The organism is Citrobacter sp. H12-3-2 (assembly GCF_009649895.1).
Taxonomy (GTDB): domain Bacteria; phylum Pseudomonadota; class Gammaproteobacteria; order Enterobacterales; family Enterobacteriaceae; genus Citrobacter; species Citrobacter portucalensis.
The window spans coordinates 4,859,626-4,875,540 of sequence record NZ_CP045837.1 but is presented as its reverse complement, the minus strand read 5'-3'; the positions used below and the strand labels follow the sequence as shown (position 1 = coordinate 4,875,540).

The following is a 15,915-nucleotide window of genomic DNA, read 5'->3' as shown; positions in this document are numbered from 1 at the left end:
ATTGATATTCTTTGAGAGTATGTATAGTGAATTTACTGACAGCAAGTACTGATCTCATCAGTATTTTTTTATTCACAACGCTGTTTCTTTTCTTTGCCCGCAAGGTTGCGAAAAAGATAGGATTGGTGGATAAACCCAACTTCCGCAAACGTCATCAGGGACTGATTCCGTTGGTTGGGGGGATTTCGGTTTACGCAGGCATTTGCTTTACGTTCCTCATCGCCGATTATTATATCCCGCATGCAACTCTCTACCTGGCTTGTGCCGGTGTACTGGTGTTTATCGGTGCACTGGACGACCGCTTTGATATCAGTGTAAAAATCCGTGCGACCATCCAGGCTATCATCGGCATCATTATGATGGCGGTAGGTAAGCTCTATCTGTTGAGCCTTGGGTTCATTTTTGGCCCTTGGGAGATGGTACTCGGTCCTTTTGGCTATTTCCTTACCCTTTTCGCCGTTTGGGCTGCAATTAACGCCTTTAACATGGTGGATGGGATTGATGGTCTGTTAGGCGGGCTATCCAGCGTATCATTCGCCGCAATGGGGCTTATCTTGTGGTTTGACGGCCAGACAAGCCTGGCTATCTGGTGTTTTGCCATGATCGCCGCCATTCTGCCTTACATCATGCTGAACCTGGGTATTCTCGGACGTCGCTATAAGGTCTTTATGGGCGATGCGGGGAGTACGCTGATTGGCTTTACGGTCATCTGGATCCTGCTGGAGACCACTCAAGGTAAAACGCATCCTATTAGCCCGGTCACCGCACTGTGGATTATTGCCATTCCGTTAATGGATATGGTGGCGATCATGTATCGTCGTTTACGTAAAGGTATGAGCCCTTTCTCCCCGGACCGCCAACATATTCACCATTTAATTATGCGCGCCGGGTTTACTTCCCGACAGGCTTTTGTCCTGATTACGCTGGCTGCTGCGATCCTGGCTTCTATCGGCGTGTTGGCTGAATATTCTCGGGTCGTTCCGGAATGGGTGATGCTGGTGCTCTTTTTACTGGCATTTGTCTTGTACGACTATTGTATTAAACGTGCCTGGAAGGTAGCGAGATTTATCAAACGCTGGAAGCGCAAGTTGCGTAGAAACCGTGACAGTAAACCAAACTTAACCAAATAAATTGAGGGTACGATGACACAACCATTACCGGGGGAACATGCCATGAGCGCTGAAAATGAACTGGACATCCGTGGGTTGTTTCGTACTTTGTGGACAGGGAAGGTGTGGATCGTCGGTATGGCTCTCGCCTTCGCGTTAGTCGCTCTCGCCTATACGTTTTTTGCTCGTCAGGAGTGGAGCGCGACGGCGATTTCAGACAGGCCAACGGTTAATATGTTGGGCGGCTATTACTCTCAGCAGCAGTTCTTACGTAACCTGGACATCAAGGCCAGTCTTGCATCTGCGGATCAGCCGTCAGTGATGGATGAGGCCTATAAAGAATTTATCATGCAGCTTGCCTCATGGGATACGCGCCGTGAATTCTGGCAGCAGACTGATTACTACAAGCAACGTATGGTGGGGAACAGTAAAGCCGATGCGGCGATGCTGGATGAACTGATTAATAACATTCAGTTTATGCCCGGCGATGCGGTTCGTAATACTAATGACAGCGTGAAGCTGATTGCCGAAACGGCACCTGATGCCAACAATCTGTTGCGTCAGTACGTCGCGTTTGCCAGTCAGCGTGCGGCGCGTCATCTGAACGACGAGTTAAAGGGAGCCTGGGCTGCGCGCACTGTGCAGATGAAGGCGCAGGTTAAACGCCAGGAAGAAGTGGCGAAATCGATTTTCTCTCGCCGAGTTCACAACATTGAGCAGGCTCTCAAAATTGCTGAACAGCATAATATTTCGCGTACTTCCACTGACGTTCCGGCTGAAGAGCTACCCGATTCTGAACTGTTTTTGCTTGGACGTCCTATGCTGCAGGCACGACTCGAAAACCTGCAATCTGTTGGTCCCGATTTCGATCTGGACTACTTCCAAAACCGAGCCATGCTTAACACACTGAACGTTGGGCCAACTCTGGATCCGCGTTTTCAGACCTATCGTTATTTGCGTACGCCGGAGGAACCGGTAAAACGTGACAGCCCTCGTCGTGCCTTCCTGATGATTATGTGGGGCATCGTTGGGGCTCTGATCGGTGCTGGTGTCGCGTTAACCCGTCGCCGCACGATTTAGCAATATCGTTGCAGTGAGGGGCTGGGCCCTCACTGCCAATCCGAAGAGAATCGATGTGAAAGTACTGACTGTATTTGGCACGCGACCGGAGGCCATAAAAATGGCACCTCTGGTTCATGCGCTGGCAAAAGATCCTGATTTTGAGGCAAAAGTTTGCGTCACGGCGCAGCATCGGGAGATGCTCGATCAGGTGTTGAACCTCTTTTCCATTGTACCTGACTACGATCTCAATATTATGCAGCCAGGTCAGGGACTAACAGAAATTACCTGCCGAATACTGGAAGGATTAAAGCCAATTCTGGCTGATTTTAAACCTGACGTTGTGTTAGTTCACGGCGATACCACAACCACCATTGCTACTAGCCTGGCCGCGTTCTATCAGCGCATCCCGGTAGGGCATGTGGAGGCAGGCTTACGTACAGGCGATCTCTACTCTCCCTGGCCGGAAGAGGCGAACCGTACGCTGACCGGGCATCTGGCGATGTATCATTTTGCACCAACAGAAAACTCGCGCCAAAACCTGTTACGGGAAAACATTTCTGATAACCGCATCTTCGTTACAGGTAATACGGTTATTGATGCGTTGATCTGGGTACGCGATCGCGTACTGGCGAGCGATGCATTACGAGCTGAACTGGCAGAGCATTATCCATTCCTGAGCTCGGATAAAAAGATGATACTGGTGACCGGTCATCGTCGGGAAAGCTTCGGTCGTGGTTTTGAGCACATTTGTCATGCGCTGGCGGAAATTGCCGCGGCCAATCAGAACGTACAGATTGTCTATCCGGTGCACCTGAATCCTAACGTCAGCGAACCGGTTAATCGCATTCTGGGGCACGTTGAAAACGTCATCCTGATTGAACCGCAGGATTACATGCCGTTTGTCTGGCTGATGAATCACGCCTGGCTGATCCTTACCGACTCTGGCGGGATTCAGGAAGAAGCCCCATCTCTGGGGAAACCGGTACTGGTGATGCGCGAAACGACGGAACGCCCGGAAGCGATTACTGCAGGCACAGTACGTCTGGTAGGGACCGACCCGCAGCGTATTGTCGAAGAAGTCACGCGTTTGCTGCATGACGACAATGAATATCAGACCATGAGCCGCGCCCATAATCCGTATGGTGACGGGCAGGCATGTGGCCGCATTTTACACGCGTTAAAAAATAATCGGATATCGCTATGAGTTTTACGACCATTTCTGTCATTGGGCTGGGTTATATCGGACTGCCGACGGCGGCTGCCTTTGCTTCCCGTCAAAAGCATGTGATTGGCGTAGATGTAAATCAACACGCGGTGGATACCATTAATCGCGGTGAAATTCATATCGTTGAGCCAGATTTGGGCGCCGTGGTGAAAACGGCGGTCGAAAATGGATTTCTGCGTGCGACCACAACCCCTGTAGATGCGGATGCCTATCTGATTGCTGTGCCTACTCCGTTTAAGGGGGAGCACGAACCCGATATGGTTTATGTGGAAGCCGCGGCTAAATCTCTTGCACCGGTGCTGAAAAAAGGCGCGTTGGTGATCCTTGAATCGACGTCGCCTGTCGGGGCCACTGAACAGATGGCCACATGGCTGGCTGAAATGCGTCCTGACCTGACTTTCCCACAGCAAGTCGGTGAACACGCGGACGTTAACATTGCTTATTGCCCAGAGCGAGTGCTGCCGGGCCAGGTGATGGTTGAACTGATTAAAAACGACCGCGTGATTGGGGGAATGACCTCCGTCTGTTCCGCGCGTGCTAGCGAACTGTACAACATTTTCCTGGAGGGCGAATGTGTCGTGACCAACGCCCGTACGGCGGAAATGTGCAAACTGACTGAAAATAGCTTCCGCGACGTCAATATCGCTTTCGCCAATGAGTTGTCGCTGATTTGCGCCGATCAGGGGATCAACGTCTGGGAACTGATTCGACTGGCAAATCGCCATCCGCGCGTGAATATTTTACAACCGGGTCCGGGGGTTGGCGGGCACTGTATCGCGGTTGATCCGTGGTTTATCGTGGCGCAGAACCCGCAGCAGGCGAAATTGATTCGCACCGCGCGTGAGGTAAACGACGGTAAACCTCATTGGGTGGTTGATCAGGTAAAAGCTGCCGTGGCCGACTGTCTGGCGGATACCAATAAACGGGCCAGCGAAGTGAAAATTGCCTGTTTTGGTCTGGCATTTAAACCGAATATTGATGACTTACGTGAAAGCCCGGCGATGGGAATTGCGCAAAGCATCGCGCATTGGCACAAAGGCGAAACATTGGTAGTGGAACCGAACATCCATCAACTGCCGAAAAAACTGGACGGTCTGTGCCAACTGGCAGCGCTGGACGATGCCCTGGCAAGCGCCGATGTGCTGGTCTTGCTGGTCGACCATAATGAATTTAAAGCCATTAAAGGCGATGCGGTTCACCAGCAATATATCGTTGATACCAAAGGGGTCTGGCGGTGAAAATCCGCGCCAGTATTGAGCCGCTTAGCTGGGAAAATACGTTCTTTGGCGTGAATAGCGCCATTGTGCGTTTTGACCAACACGCGCCGGTTCTGACTGCGGATGTGTTGCAGCCCTGGTCGCGGGTACAGGCAAAAATTCCTGCGGCCAATACCCATGAATTAGATGCCCTGCAACAGTTAGGCTTCTCACTGGTTGAAGGTGAAGTGGATTTTGTGCTGCCGGTGATGTGTGCGCATGGCGACCCCGGTGCGCAGGTCGCACAAACTACGGATATCCCTGCATTACGCCAACTGGCAGGGCAGGCGTTCGCGCAAAGTCGTTTTCGTACCCCGTGGTATGCCGCAGATGCCAGCACGCGTTTTTATGCGCAGTGGATTGAAAACGCGGTGCTGGGGACGTTCGATCATCAATGCCTCGTTTTTCGTACACCGGCAGGTGATATTCGTGGCTATGTCTCGCTGCGTGAACTGAATGCGACCGATGCGCGAATTGGCCTGCTGGCCGGGCGTGGGGCGGGAGCAGAATTGATGCAGGCTGCCCTTTGCTGGGCGCAGGCTCGCGGTAAAACAACATTGCGCGTGGCGACCCAAATGGGCAATACCGCCGCGCTTAAACGTTATATACACAGTGGTGCGAATGTGGAAAGCACCGCGTATTGGTTATACAGGTGACACGATGATTCCATTTAACGCACCGCCGGTGGTGGGCACTGAACTCGATTACATGCAGTCTGCGATGAACAGCGGCAAACTGTGTGGCGACGGTGGTTTTACCCGTCGCTGCCAACAGTGGCTGGAACAGCATTTTGGCAGCGAGAAAGTATTGCTGACACCTTCCTGCACCGCATCGCTTGAGATGGCGGCATTGCTGCTGGATATCCAGCCTGGCGATGAAGTCATTATGCCGAGCTATACGTTTGTCTCCACGGCCAATGCTTTCGTGCTGCGCGGTGCGAAAATTGTCTTTGTTGATATCCGCCCGGATACCATGAACATTGACGAAACGCTGATTGAAGCGGCGATCACCGACAAGACCCGCGCTATCGTGCCGGTGCATTACGCGGGCGTAGCCTGTGAAATGGATACCATCATGGCGCTGGCGACCAAACATAACCTGTTTGTCGTGGAAGATGCGGCCCAGGGCGTCATGTCGACTTACAAAGGTCGGGCGCTGGGGACGATTGGTCACATCGGTTGCTTTAGCTTCCATGAGACCAAAAATTATACCGCAGGCGGTGAAGGTGGTGCGACGCTGATTAATGATAAAAAATTAGTCGAACGTGCAGAGATCATCCGTGAAAAAGGAACTAACCGCAGCCAGTTTTTCCGCGGTCAGGTGGATAAGTATACCTGGCGTGATATTGGTTCCAGCTATCTGATGTCCGATCTGCAGGCTGCCTATCTGTGGGCACAACTGGAAGCGGCTGACCGTATTAACCAGCAGCGTCTGGCGCTGTGGCAGAACTACTATGATGCTCTCGAACCGCTGGCGCGTGCCGGACGCATTGATCTGCCTTCTGTCCCGGAAAACTGCGTGCAGAATGCCCATATGTTTTATATCAAGCTGCGCGATATCGACGATCGCACGGCGTTGATTAACTTCTTGAAAGAAGCTGAAATTATGGCGGTGTTCCACTATATCCCGCTACATGATTGTCCGGCTGGCGATAAATTCGGCGTATTTGCCGGTGTTGATCGTTTCACCACTAAAGAGAGCGAGCGTCTGCTGCGCTTGCCGCTGTTTTACAACCTGTCGCCAGTAAACCAGCGAACGGTCATTTCGACCTTACTCAACTACTTCGCCTGATATGTCGCTTGCTAAAGCGTCCTTATGGACGGCAGCCAGTACGCTGGTAAAAATTGGTGCAGGTTTGCTGGTCGTGAAGCTGCTGGCGGTGTCGTTTGGCCCGGCAGGCGTGGGGCAGGCGGGTAACTTCCGCCAGATGGTCACCGTGCTTGGTGTTCTGGCGGGGGCCGGCATTTTCAACGGCGTCACGAAATATGTTGCGCAGCATCATGACGATCCGACCCGGCTCCGTAAGGTAGTCGGTACATCTTCCGCGATGGTGCTGGGATTCTCTACGCTGATGGCGGTGATTTTTCTGCTGGCGGCCGCGCCAATCAGTCAGGGATTGTTTGGCCATACTCATTATCAGGGGCTGGTAAGACTGGTTGCGCTGGTGCAAATGGGTATTGCCTGGGCGAACCTGCTGCTGGCGTTGATGAAGGGCTTTCGCGATGCGGCGGGTAACGCGCTGTCGCTGATTGTGGGTAGCCTGGTGGGCGTAGTGGCTTATTATGGCTGTTATCGCCTGGGAGGGTATGAAGGCGCTTTGCTGGGTCTGGCGCTAGTGCCCGCGTTGGTCGTTATCCCCGCCGCTATTATGCTGATTAAGCGTGGGGCAATTCCCCTGCATTACCTGAAACCCTCGTGGGATAACGGTCTGGCTGGACAGCTAAGCAAGTTTACCCTGATGGCGCTGATTACCTCCGTAACGCTGCCTGTGGCATACGTGATGATGCGAAACCTGCTGGCGGCGCAGTACAGTTGGGATGATGTGGGGATTTGGCAGGGAGTAAGCAGTATCTCTGATGCTTATCTGCAATTCATTACCGCCTCATTCAGCGTTTACTTGCTTCCGACGTTGTCGCGACTGACCGAAAAGCGCGACATTACGCGCGAGGTGGTTAAGTCGCTAAAGTTCGTGTTACCGGCGGTTGCCGCTGCGAGCTTTACTGTTTGGTTGCTGCGTGATTTTGCGATCTGGCTGCTTTTCTCCGCAAAATTCACCGCCATGCGCGATCTGTTTGCCTGGCAACTGGTCGGCGATGTACTGAAAGTTGGGGCGTATGTCTTTGGGTATCTGGTGATCGCGAAAGCATCGCTGCGGTTTTATATTTTGGCTGAAATTAGCCAGTTCATGTTATTGACGGTGTTTGCTCACTGGCTGATCCCTGCACACGGTGCGCTGGGAGCGGCACAGGCTTATATGGCAACGTACATCGTCTATTTTTCTCTTTGTTGTGGCGTGTTTTTACTCTGGCGTAGGCGGGCATGACTGTACTGATTCACGTTCTGGGATCGGATATCCCTCACCATAACCAAACCGTGTTGCGGTTTTTCAACGACTCGCTGGCCGCGACGAGCGAGCATGCGCGCACGTTTATGGTTGCCGGTCAGGATGCGGGACTCAGTGAGAGCTGCCCGGCGTTATCGCTAAGCTTCTACAGCGGGAAAAAGGCGCTTGCTGACGCTGTGATCGCGAAAGCAAAAGCGGATCGCCAACAGCGTTTCTTCTTCCACGGCCAGTTCAACACCAGCCTGTGGCTGGCGCTGCTGAGTGGCGGGATTAAACCGGCGCAGTTTTACTGGCATATCTGGGGCGCTGATTTATACGAAGTCTCCAGTGGGCTGAAATTCCGCCTGTTTTACCCGATTCGCCGCATGGCGCAGAATCGTGTGGGCTGCGTGTTTGCCACACGGGGCGATTTACGTTATTTCGCCGAGCAACATCCCCGTGTGCGGGGTGAGTTGCTCTATTTCCCAACGCGAATGGATCCTTCACTCAATAACATGAGCAATGATTGCCAGCGCAGCGGCAAGATGACGGTGCTGGTTGGCAACTCTGGCGATCGCAGCAATGAGCATGTTGCCGCGCTTCGCGCCGTCCATCAGCAGTTTGGCGACACGGTGAATGTGATTGTGCCGATGGGTTATCCCGCCAATAATGCGGCCTATATCGACGAGGTTCGCCAGGCTGGCCTGGCGTTATTTAGCGCTGATAATCTGCAAATTTTGAGTGAAAAGCTGGAATTTGACGCTTATCTCGCGTTATTGCGTCAATGCGATTTGGGTTACTTTATTTTTGCCCGTCAACAGGGAATCGGTACACTGTGTTTACTGATCCAGGCGGGTATCCCATGCGTGCTCAACCGTGAAAATCCCTTCTGGCAGGATATGGTGGAACAAAATCTTCCGGTGTTATTTACCACTGATGATCTCAATGAAGGCGTCGTACGTGAAGCGCAGCGCCAGTTGGCATCGGTAGATAAAAATACTATTACCTTCTTTAGCCCGAATTATCTGCAGCCGTGGCACAACGCGCTGCGCATTGCTTCAGGAGAAACCGTATGAGCCTGATGCAATTCAGCGGTCTTCTGGTGGTCTGGCTGCTCTCCACCTTGTTTATCGCCACGCTGACCTGGTTTGAGTTCCGCCGCGTGCGTTTTAACTTCAATGTTTTCTTCTCATTGTTGTTCTTGCTGACGTTCTTCTTCGGATTCCCGTTAACCAGCATCCTGGTGTTCCGCTTTGATGTGGCAGTGGCTCCGCCGGAGATCCTTCTACAGGCCTTGCTGTCAGCCGCCTGTTTCTATGCCGTCTACTACGTGACGTATAAAACGCGCTTGCGCAAACGAGTAGATGATAAGCCGCGCAGGCCGCTGTTTACCATCAATCGCGTTGAAGCCCATTTGACCTGGGTTATCCTGATGGCGATTGCGCTGGTGAGCGTGGGCATCTTCTTTATGCACAACGGATTCCTGCTGTTCAGGCTGCAATCCTATAGCCAGATTTTTTCCAGTGAAGTCTCTGGCGTCGCTCTGAAGCGTTTCTTCTACTTCTTCATTCCGGCAATGCTGGTGGTTTATTTCCTGCGTCAGGACAGTAAAGCGTGGGTGTTCTTCCTCGTGAGTACCGTCGCGTTTGGTTTGCTGACCTATATGATTGTGGGTGGGACGCGCGCCAATATCATTATCGCGTTTGCCATCTTCTTGTTTATCGGCATTATTCGCGGCTGGATTTCGCTGTGGATGTTGGCCGCAGCAGGCGTGTTGGGCATTGTCGGGATGTTCTGGCTGGCGTTGAAGCGCTACGGAATGAGCGTTAGCGGCGATGAGGCGTTCTATACGTTCCTGTACCTTACGCGCGACACCTTCTCACCGTGGGAGAACCTGGCGCTATTGCTGCAGAATTACCACAATATTGAGTTCCAGGGGCTGGCGCCGATCGTCCGTGACTTCTACGTCTTTATTCCCTCCTGGCTGTGGCCTGGGCGGCCGAGTATTGTACTCAATTCAGCGAACTACTTTACCTGGGAAGTGTTGAACAACCACTCAGGACTGGCGATTTCGCCGACGTTAATTGGTTCACTGGTGGTGATGGGCGGGGCGCTGTTTATACCATTAGGCGCGATTGTTGTTGGGCTCATTATCAAGTGGTTCGACTGGCTGTATGAGCTTGGCAATCGCGAAACCAATCGCTATAAGGCGGCGATTTTGCACAGTTTCTGTTTTGGCGCCATTTTCAATATGATCGTTTTGGCACGTGAAGGGCTGGATTCGTTTGTCTCACGAGTGGTCTTTTTCCTCGTGATTTTCGGCGTTTGCCTACTGGTGGCAAAACTGCTGTTCTGGCTGTTTGATAGCGCGGGACTCATTCATAAACGAATCAAATCGCTGCCCCGGACACAGATTGAAGGATCGTAATGACAGATAACACAACTGCGCCGCTGTATTCGCTGCGCGGATTACAACTGATTGGCTGGCGCGATATGCAACATGCGCTGAATTACCTGTTTGCCGAAGGACACCTCAGGTCAGGAACGCTGGTGGCTATTAACGCTGAGAAGATGCTGACAGCAGAAGATAACCCTGAAGTGAGGGAGCTGATCAACGCCGCGGAGTTCAAGTATGCGGATGGGATTAGCGTGGTGCGTTCGGTGCGCAAAAAATTCCCACAGGCGCAGGTTTCACGCGTGGCCGGAGCTGACCTTTGGGAAGCGCTGATGGCGCGAGCTGGGCAAAACGGAACGCCAGTTTTCCTGGTTGGCGGCAAGCCTGAAGTTCTGGCACAAACAGAAGCAAAACTACGTGCACAGTGGCGTGTGAACATTGTGGGTAGTCAGGACGGTTATTTTACCCCAGAGCAGCGTCAGGCGTTGTTTGAGCGTATTCACGCCAGCGGTGCGCAAATTGTGACGGTGGCGATGGGTTCGCCAAAACAAGAGATCTTTATGCGTGATTGCCGCAAGACCCACCCCGACGCGCTGTATATGGGCGTAGGGGGCACCTACGACGTCTTTACCGGTCACGTTAAGCGTGCGCCTAAAATCTGGCAAAATCTGGGGCTGGAGTGGCTGTATCGCTTATTGTCGCAGCCGAGCCGTATTACTCGGCAACTTCGCTTATTACGCTATCTCCGCTGGCACTACACCGGCAACCTCTGACGCCCTCTCTCCTCTGATAAGTAGCGTGATCTGCTAATTACGCTACTTATTCACAACATAATCGCTGCTTTCTCGCACAATCTATTCATTTTTTGAATGCTTTAATTGCCATTTAAGCGATTTTAGGAAACCATTCGCAACAATCATTGCAGTGCCGTGGTGTTTTTGGCGCCAACCGTAAAGCGGTCGGTGCCGCATGGCCTGTTATGGCATAACAAGATGTACCCATAACGAGAACCGGTAATACCGGACAGCATGCAAACACATCAAGAGGATTTATGGCTGAGAACAAACCTGAGCTACAGCGTGGGCTGGAGGCTCGTCACATCGAATTAATTGCCCTTGGGGGCACTATTGGCGTTGGGCTATTTATGGGGGCCGCCAGTACCCTTAAATGGGCGGGACCTTCGGTTCTGCTGGCGTATATCGTCGCCGGGCTGTTCGTGTTTTTCATTATGCGTTCTATGGGGGAGATGTTATTCCTCGAGCCGGTTGCAGGTTCATTCGCTGTTTACGCTCACCGTTATATGAGCCCCTTCTTTGGCTATCTCACCGCCTGGTCATACTGGTTTATGTGGATGGCGGTGGGGATCTCAGAGATTACCGCCATCGGGGTGTATGTGCAGTTCTGGTTTCCGGAAATGGCGCAATGGATACCCGCACTGATCGCGGTCGGACTGGTTGCGTTGGCAAACCTCGCTGCGGTTCGCCTGTATGGTGAAATTGAGTTCTGGTTTGCCATGATCAAAGTGACCACCATCATTGTGATGATTGTCATTGGGGTTGGGGTGATTTTCTTCGGCTTCGGCAATGGCGGCCAGGCGATTGGTTTTGGCAACCTGACCGAGCACGGTGGCTTCTTTGCTGGGGGCTGGAAGGGCTTCCTCACGGCATTGTGTATTGTTGTGGCGTCTTACCAGGGCGTGGAGCTGATCGGCATCACTGCAGGGGAAGCGAAGAATCCACAGGTCACGCTGCGTAGCGCGGTGGGTAAGGTGCTGTGGCGCATTCTGATTTTCTACGTTGGTGCGATTTTTGTCATCGTCACTATTTTCCCGTGGAATGAGATTGGCAGCAACGGCAGCCCGTTTGTTCTCACCTTTGCCAAGATTGGTATTACTGCTGCGGCAGGGATTATTAACTTTGTGGTGCTGACGGCGGCGCTGTCTGGCTGTAACAGCGGCATGTACAGCTGTGGGCGTATGCTCTACGCGCTGGCAAAGAATCGCCAGCTTCCTGCCGTTGTTGGAAAAGTATCACGCCATGGCGTGCCGGTTGCCGGAGTGGCTATTTCTATCGCGATCCTGCTGATTGGCTCATGCCTGAACTACATCATTCCTAACCCGCAGCGCGTGTTTGTTTATGTCTATAGCGCCAGCGTGTTGCCGGGGATGGTGCCGTGGTTTGTGATCCTGATAAGCCAGCTGCGCTTCCGTCAGGCGCATAAAGCGGCGATTGCCAGTCATCCATTCCGCTCCATTCTGTTCCCGTGGGCGAATTATTTGACGATGGCGTTCCTGATTTGCGTATTAATTGGCATGTACTTTAATGAAGATACCCGAATGTCGCTTTTTGTTGGCATGGGTTTCTTACTGGCCGTGACGCTCATTTATAAGGTTTTTGGTCTGAATCGTCATGGCACAGCCCATAAATTGCGGGAATAAGCGACAAAACGCACAAACCATGACCAAACGATAATTTATTTTAAAAAAGCACTAGACAGAAGACCGAGACCTCCGTAATATCCAGCCCCGCAACGGCGCTAAGCGCCCGTAGCTCAGCTGGATAGAGCGCTGCCCTCCGGAGGCAGAGGTCTCAGGTTCGAATCCTGTCGGGCGCACCATTTAGTAGGGTGCCAGAGCTGCGGTGGTTTTAATACCGCGTAAAAGATTTGCAGTGGTGGCTATAGCTCAGTTGGTAGAGCCCTGGATTGTGATTCCAGTTGTCGTGGGTTCGAATCCCATTAGCCACCCCATTAATTTAAAGTTGTGAAATGCGAAGGTGGCGGAATTGGTAGACGCGCTAGCTTCAGGTGTTAGTGTCCTTAGGATGTGGGGGTTCGAGTCCCCCCCCTCGCACCACGACTTAAAGAATTGAACTAAAAATTCAAAAAGCAGTAAAACGGCGAGTAGCGCAGCTTGGTAGCGCAACTGGTTTGGGACCAGTGGGTCGGAGGTTCGAATCCTCTCTCGCCGACCAATTTTGAACCCCGCTTCGGCGGGGTTTTTTGTTTTCAGATTTTCCCTTCTTAGCCTGCGCATCTGCGAATTTCCTGAAGTCTTAAAAAGTCCGAATACCTGGTTTTTGCAGTGCAATCGTGGCATGCGTTGTGTAATAATATGCGGGTAGATGCTCATTCCATCTCTTATGTTCGCCATCTGGCCTCATAAACTCAGGAATGATGCAGAGCCGTTTACGGTGCTTATCGTCCACAGACAGATGTCGCTCAGGCCTCATCAAACACCATGGACATAACGTTGAGTGAAGCACCCATTTATGTTGTCATACAGACCTGTTTAACGCCTGCTCCTTACCGAGCGGGCGTTTTTTTATGCATAAACAAAATCCTTCGAGAAGTCACTTGAAGGATTTTGTTTATGCGATTGAAAAATATGTAGGCCCGGTAAGCGAGGCGCCACCGGGCAAGAGGGAATTACTGCGGGGGATTGTTGTTCTGCAGCGTCAACATCAGCCCATCACGGCGCATGGTGGCGGCTTCTTCCGGCTGGTGCAGTCTGTCCAGCGCGTCAGCAAGCCAGGCGTAGTCATAGGCATCCGGGCGCTGTTTGAGAGCAGCACGGAAGGCGAGCGTAGCTTCCTGCCATTCCCCATGCTTCATTAACGACTGACCCAGCGTACTCCACAGCAACGGGCGATCGCCCACGGCTTTAATCTGCTGGCGCAGCACTTTTTCTATCTGTTCCGGATTATTGGTTTTCAGACGCGGGATCGGCAGCACCAGGCGGTCATCGTACTGACGTTTCAAACCATCAATGATGACCTGCTGCGCCGTATCGTGATCGTCACACTCAATCAGATGTTCAGCCATCGCCACCTGCAGGGCAACCTGATGACGGGTTTTACGGCTCTGGTTTTTCCACCATGCACGCAGCCCCTCGCTGCCCTGATCGGCGCGGACTTGATCCATCAAGCCAACCCATGCCTGTTGTTCCAGCATGGCGCGGTGCTCGTCATCACCCACATGCGCTTTTGCCATGGATGGGATGATATCCAGCAAGGAACTCCATGCGCCGGTGCGAATGTAGGCCTGCTCAGCCAGACGCAGCACTTCCGGATGACGTGGCGTCACTTCCAGCAGTTTGTCTACGCTGTGGCGTGCAGCGTGATTTTCATTACGCGCCAGTTGCAGGCGAACGCGAGCGATTTCTACCGGGATCGTATCATTTCCGGCCAGTTCGGTAGCACGCTCAAGGTGTTGGTTGGCGCGCGCTTCGTCACCGCGCTGCTGAGCCGCTTCTGCCGCCAGCAGGTAATTCACTACCGGCTGTTCTGCATGATCGGCATTTTTCGACATCAGCTTCTCAACCTGCTGATAGTCACCTTCCGCCAGTTTGAGTAGGGCCTGTTCGGTCTGTTTACGGGCGCGACGACGCTTACGACCCACAAACCACCCACGGGTATGTGCGCCGGTGCGGAAAATTCGGCGCAACAGCCATTCAATCGCAAACAGGACGACCATGGCGACGATCAGGATGATCACCAGGCCCGTCACGCTGGTTTCGATATTGTAGTTATCCGTCTGGATCAGCACGTAACCCTGATGACCGGCTATCATCGGACCGACGACGATCCCGGCGATCAACAGCACAAAGAGCAACAATACTTTTAGCATCATTATTCTCCTTGCGGCGCGGTTGCCGGAGCGTCTGTCGAAGGTGCTGGCGCAGGCGCTGCTGCTACCGGTGCTGTGGCAGGCTGCGCCAGTAAATTACGTACGCGGGTCTGCATTAACTTGTCGAGAATAGCCTGGCTCTGCAGCGTTTCCGGAACATCCATACTGATGCTTTGCTGGCTCAGCTGGTCTACTTCTTCAAGGAACGCTTTGGTCGCTGCATCGTCGGTGTCGTAGTAAGCACGCACCCATGTGGAGACATTTTCCAGCGCCTGGCGATATGTTTCTTCCTGATGACGCGGCACGGCCTGGGCGGCTACTAACAGACGAGAACGGATGTTCTCACGTAAGTACACGTCCTGGTTCGGCGCCAGCAGCGGGACGGCGGTTTCATCACGACGGCGAATAGTGATGAAGCTGTCCATAAAGTTCTGCCAGCTTTTTTGCAGATTGACGCGCCATTCACTAATCGAACTGGAAAGCTCGCTGCTGTCAGAGTCCATTGGAGAATCGTCGGTGTCGTTGTCGGCCAGACGCAGGTTATCAATCTGATTAGAGAGCTGATTCACTTTCAGGATAATGCCGTCATAGTCGACCTGAGTCACCGCGGACAGGCTCGCGATGTCGTCAGTAATCGCACGTCGCGCGGTAATTAAGCTCGGGTCGTTCATATCTGCCAGACTGGCGTCGGCGCTTTTCAACAGCGCAGCGGCGGTGGTGACATCCTGATCGCTCCATAATTTACGACCGGCCAGTTTCACCAGGAAATCAGCCTGCGCCAGCAGCCATGTACCCGCATCGCTGCCGGAGATGGTGGCGACTTTTTGCTGGACTTCATCAAGCTGTTTGACCAGCGTGGCCTGCTGGCGAGTGGCTTCATCCAGCTGCGTTGCCTGATGTTTAATAATGCCTTCCAGCTCAGCTTTTTGGCTTTCCTGCGCTTTTTGCAGCGCCGTCAGCTGGTTCGCCAGCGCATCGCTGGTTGCCGTTTGTGTTGTTGCCTGTTGTTTCCCCCAGCCGTACAGCCCAACGCCTGCAGCCAGCGCAATAGCAATCGCCACAGCGCTCAGAATCAGCGCCGTGCTGTTCTTACTCTTTTTTTCAGTATTGACTGGCTGTGACGTGGTTTCCACGGCCTCCCTGGTCTCTTCAACCACGGCGGAGGATTTTTCTTGTTCCGTCATTATGGCATCCCATTA

General features: G+C 52.7%; 13 protein-coding genes and 4 tRNA genes. 15 read left to right on the top strand and 2 right to left on the bottom strand.

Annotated elements, in window-relative coordinates:
- The first annotated feature begins 26 nt into the window (after positions 1-26).
- From wecA to GHC22_RS23075, 15 genes are all read left to right on the top strand, one after another.
- Complete coding sequence (wecA, locus tag GHC22_RS23145; RefSeq protein ID WP_032945680.1) at positions 27-1,130, top strand: UDP-N-acetylglucosamine--undecaprenyl-phosphate N-acetylglucosaminephosphotransferase; 1,104 nt, start codon at positions 27-29, stop codon at positions 1,128-1,130.
- 12 nt (positions 1,131-1,142) lie between these two features.
- Complete coding sequence (gene wzzE / locus GHC22_RS23140) at positions 1,143-2,189, top strand: ECA polysaccharide chain length modulation protein (protein ID WP_003829003.1); 1,047 nt, start codon at positions 1,143-1,145, stop codon at positions 2,187-2,189.
- 55 nt (positions 2,190-2,244) lie between these two features.
- Positions 2,245-3,375, top strand: a complete 1,131-nt coding sequence (gene wecB, locus GHC22_RS23135) for a non-hydrolyzing UDP-N-acetylglucosamine 2-epimerase (RefSeq protein WP_048227517.1) — start codon at positions 2,245-2,247, stop codon at positions 3,373-3,375.
- On the top strand, positions 3,372-4,634 hold the full coding sequence (gene wecC / locus GHC22_RS23130; protein ID WP_008787073.1) for a UDP-N-acetyl-D-mannosamine dehydrogenase: 1,263 nt from the start codon (positions 3,372-3,374) through the stop codon (positions 4,632-4,634). Before wecB ends, wecC begins: the two co-directional genes overlap by 4 nt.
- On the top strand, positions 4,631-5,308 hold the full coding sequence (gene rffC, locus GHC22_RS23125; protein ID WP_153753937.1) for a dTDP-4-amino-4,6-dideoxy-D-galactose acyltransferase: 678 nt from the start codon (positions 4,631-4,633) through the stop codon (positions 5,306-5,308). Before wecC ends, rffC begins: the two co-directional genes overlap by 4 nt.
- A 4-nt stretch (positions 5,309-5,312) precedes the next feature.
- Positions 5,313-6,443 (top strand): dTDP-4-amino-4,6-dideoxygalactose transaminase, encoded by a 1,131-nt coding sequence (gene rffA, locus GHC22_RS23120; protein WP_032945690.1) that lies wholly within the window; start codon positions 5,313-5,315, stop codon positions 6,441-6,443.
- A gap of 1 nt (position 6,444) precedes the next feature.
- Positions 6,445-7,695: a lipid III flippase WzxE gene (gene wzxE, locus GHC22_RS23115; RefSeq protein WP_003017971.1), complete on the top strand. Its 1,251-nt coding sequence runs from the start codon at positions 6,445-6,447 to the stop codon at positions 7,693-7,695.
- Entirely contained in the window at positions 7,692-8,771 is a 1,080-nt protein-coding gene (locus GHC22_RS23110; protein ID WP_057067468.1) for a TDP-N-acetylfucosamine:lipid II N-acetylfucosaminyltransferase, read from the top strand. The genes wzxE and GHC22_RS23110 overlap by 4 nt, the downstream gene beginning before the upstream one ends.
- Positions 8,768-10,123 (top strand): ECA oligosaccharide polymerase, encoded by a 1,356-nt coding sequence (gene wzyE / locus GHC22_RS23105; RefSeq protein ID WP_020996101.1) that lies wholly within the window; start codon positions 8,768-8,770, stop codon positions 10,121-10,123. The genes GHC22_RS23110 and wzyE overlap by 4 nt, the downstream gene beginning before the upstream one ends.
- Entirely contained in the window at positions 10,123-10,863 is a 741-nt protein-coding gene (gene wecG / locus GHC22_RS23100; RefSeq protein ID WP_003017964.1) for a lipopolysaccharide N-acetylmannosaminouronosyltransferase, read from the top strand. The genes wzyE and wecG overlap by 1 nt, the downstream gene beginning before the upstream one ends.
- Before the next feature lie 278 nt (positions 10,864-11,141).
- Complete coding sequence (locus tag GHC22_RS23095; RefSeq protein WP_003828980.1) at positions 11,142-12,527, top strand: amino acid permease; 1,386 nt, start codon at positions 11,142-11,144, stop codon at positions 12,525-12,527.
- 102 nt (positions 12,528-12,629) lie between these two features.
- Positions 12,630-12,706: transfer RNA gene (locus tag GHC22_RS23090), tRNA-Arg, on the top strand.
- 56 nt (positions 12,707-12,762) lie between these two features.
- Positions 12,763-12,838 (top strand) — tRNA-His (locus tag GHC22_RS23085).
- A 20-nt stretch (positions 12,839-12,858) separates the two neighbouring features.
- Positions 12,859-12,944, top strand: a tRNA-Leu gene (locus GHC22_RS23080).
- Between the two features lie 41 nt (positions 12,945-12,985).
- Positions 12,986-13,062: transfer RNA gene (locus GHC22_RS23075), tRNA-Pro, on the top strand.
- A 454-nt stretch (positions 13,063-13,516) separates the two neighbouring features.
- Here GHC22_RS23075 and hemY read toward each other — a convergent pair.
- Both hemY and hemX read right to left on the bottom strand, forming a co-directional pair.
- A complete protein-coding gene (hemY, locus tag GHC22_RS23070) occupies positions 13,517-14,716 on the bottom strand; it encodes a protoheme IX biogenesis protein HemY (protein WP_153754011.1) in 1,200 nt (399 codons plus the stop codon).
- A gap of 2 nt (positions 14,717-14,718) precedes the next feature.
- Complete coding sequence (hemX, locus tag GHC22_RS23065) at positions 14,719-15,900, bottom strand: uroporphyrinogen-III C-methyltransferase (protein ID WP_153753936.1); 1,182 nt, start codon at positions 15,898-15,900, stop codon at positions 14,719-14,721.
- Between the last annotated feature and the right edge of the window lie 15 nt (positions 15,901-15,915).

What these genes read in the sequence shown, in the direction of transcription:
- wzxE (WP_003017971.1), top strand. Translation starts at nt 6,445, where the DNA reads ATGTCGCTTGCTAAAGCGTCCTTATGGACGGCAGCCAGTACGCTGGTA.
- wzzE (WP_003829003.1), top strand. Translation starts at nt 1,143, where the DNA reads ATGACACAACCATTACCGGGGGAACATGCCATGAGCGCTGAAAATGAA.
- GHC22_RS23095 (WP_003828980.1), top strand. Translation starts at nt 11,142, where the DNA reads ATGGCTGAGAACAAACCTGAGCTACAGCGTGGGCTGGAGGCTCGTCAC.
- wecC (WP_008787073.1), top strand. Translation starts at nt 3,372, where the DNA reads ATGAGTTTTACGACCATTTCTGTCATTGGGCTGGGTTATATCGGACTG.
- wzyE (WP_020996101.1), top strand. Translation starts at nt 8,768, where the DNA reads ATGAGCCTGATGCAATTCAGCGGTCTTCTGGTGGTCTGGCTGCTCTCC.
- GHC22_RS23110 (WP_057067468.1), top strand. Translation starts at nt 7,692, where the DNA reads ATGACTGTACTGATTCACGTTCTGGGATCGGATATCCCTCACCATAAC.
- hemX (WP_153753936.1), bottom strand. Translation starts at nt 15,900, where the DNA reads ATGACGGAACAAGAAAAATCCTCCGCCGTGGTTGAAGAGACCAGGGAG.
- wecG (WP_003017964.1), top strand. Translation starts at nt 10,123, where the DNA reads ATGACAGATAACACAACTGCGCCGCTGTATTCGCTGCGCGGATTACAA.
- rffA (WP_032945690.1), top strand. Translation starts at nt 5,313, where the DNA reads ATGATTCCATTTAACGCACCGCCGGTGGTGGGCACTGAACTCGATTAC.
- hemY (WP_153754011.1), bottom strand. Translation starts at nt 14,716, where the DNA reads ATGCTAAAAGTATTGTTGCTCTTTGTGCTGTTGATCGCCGGGATCGTC.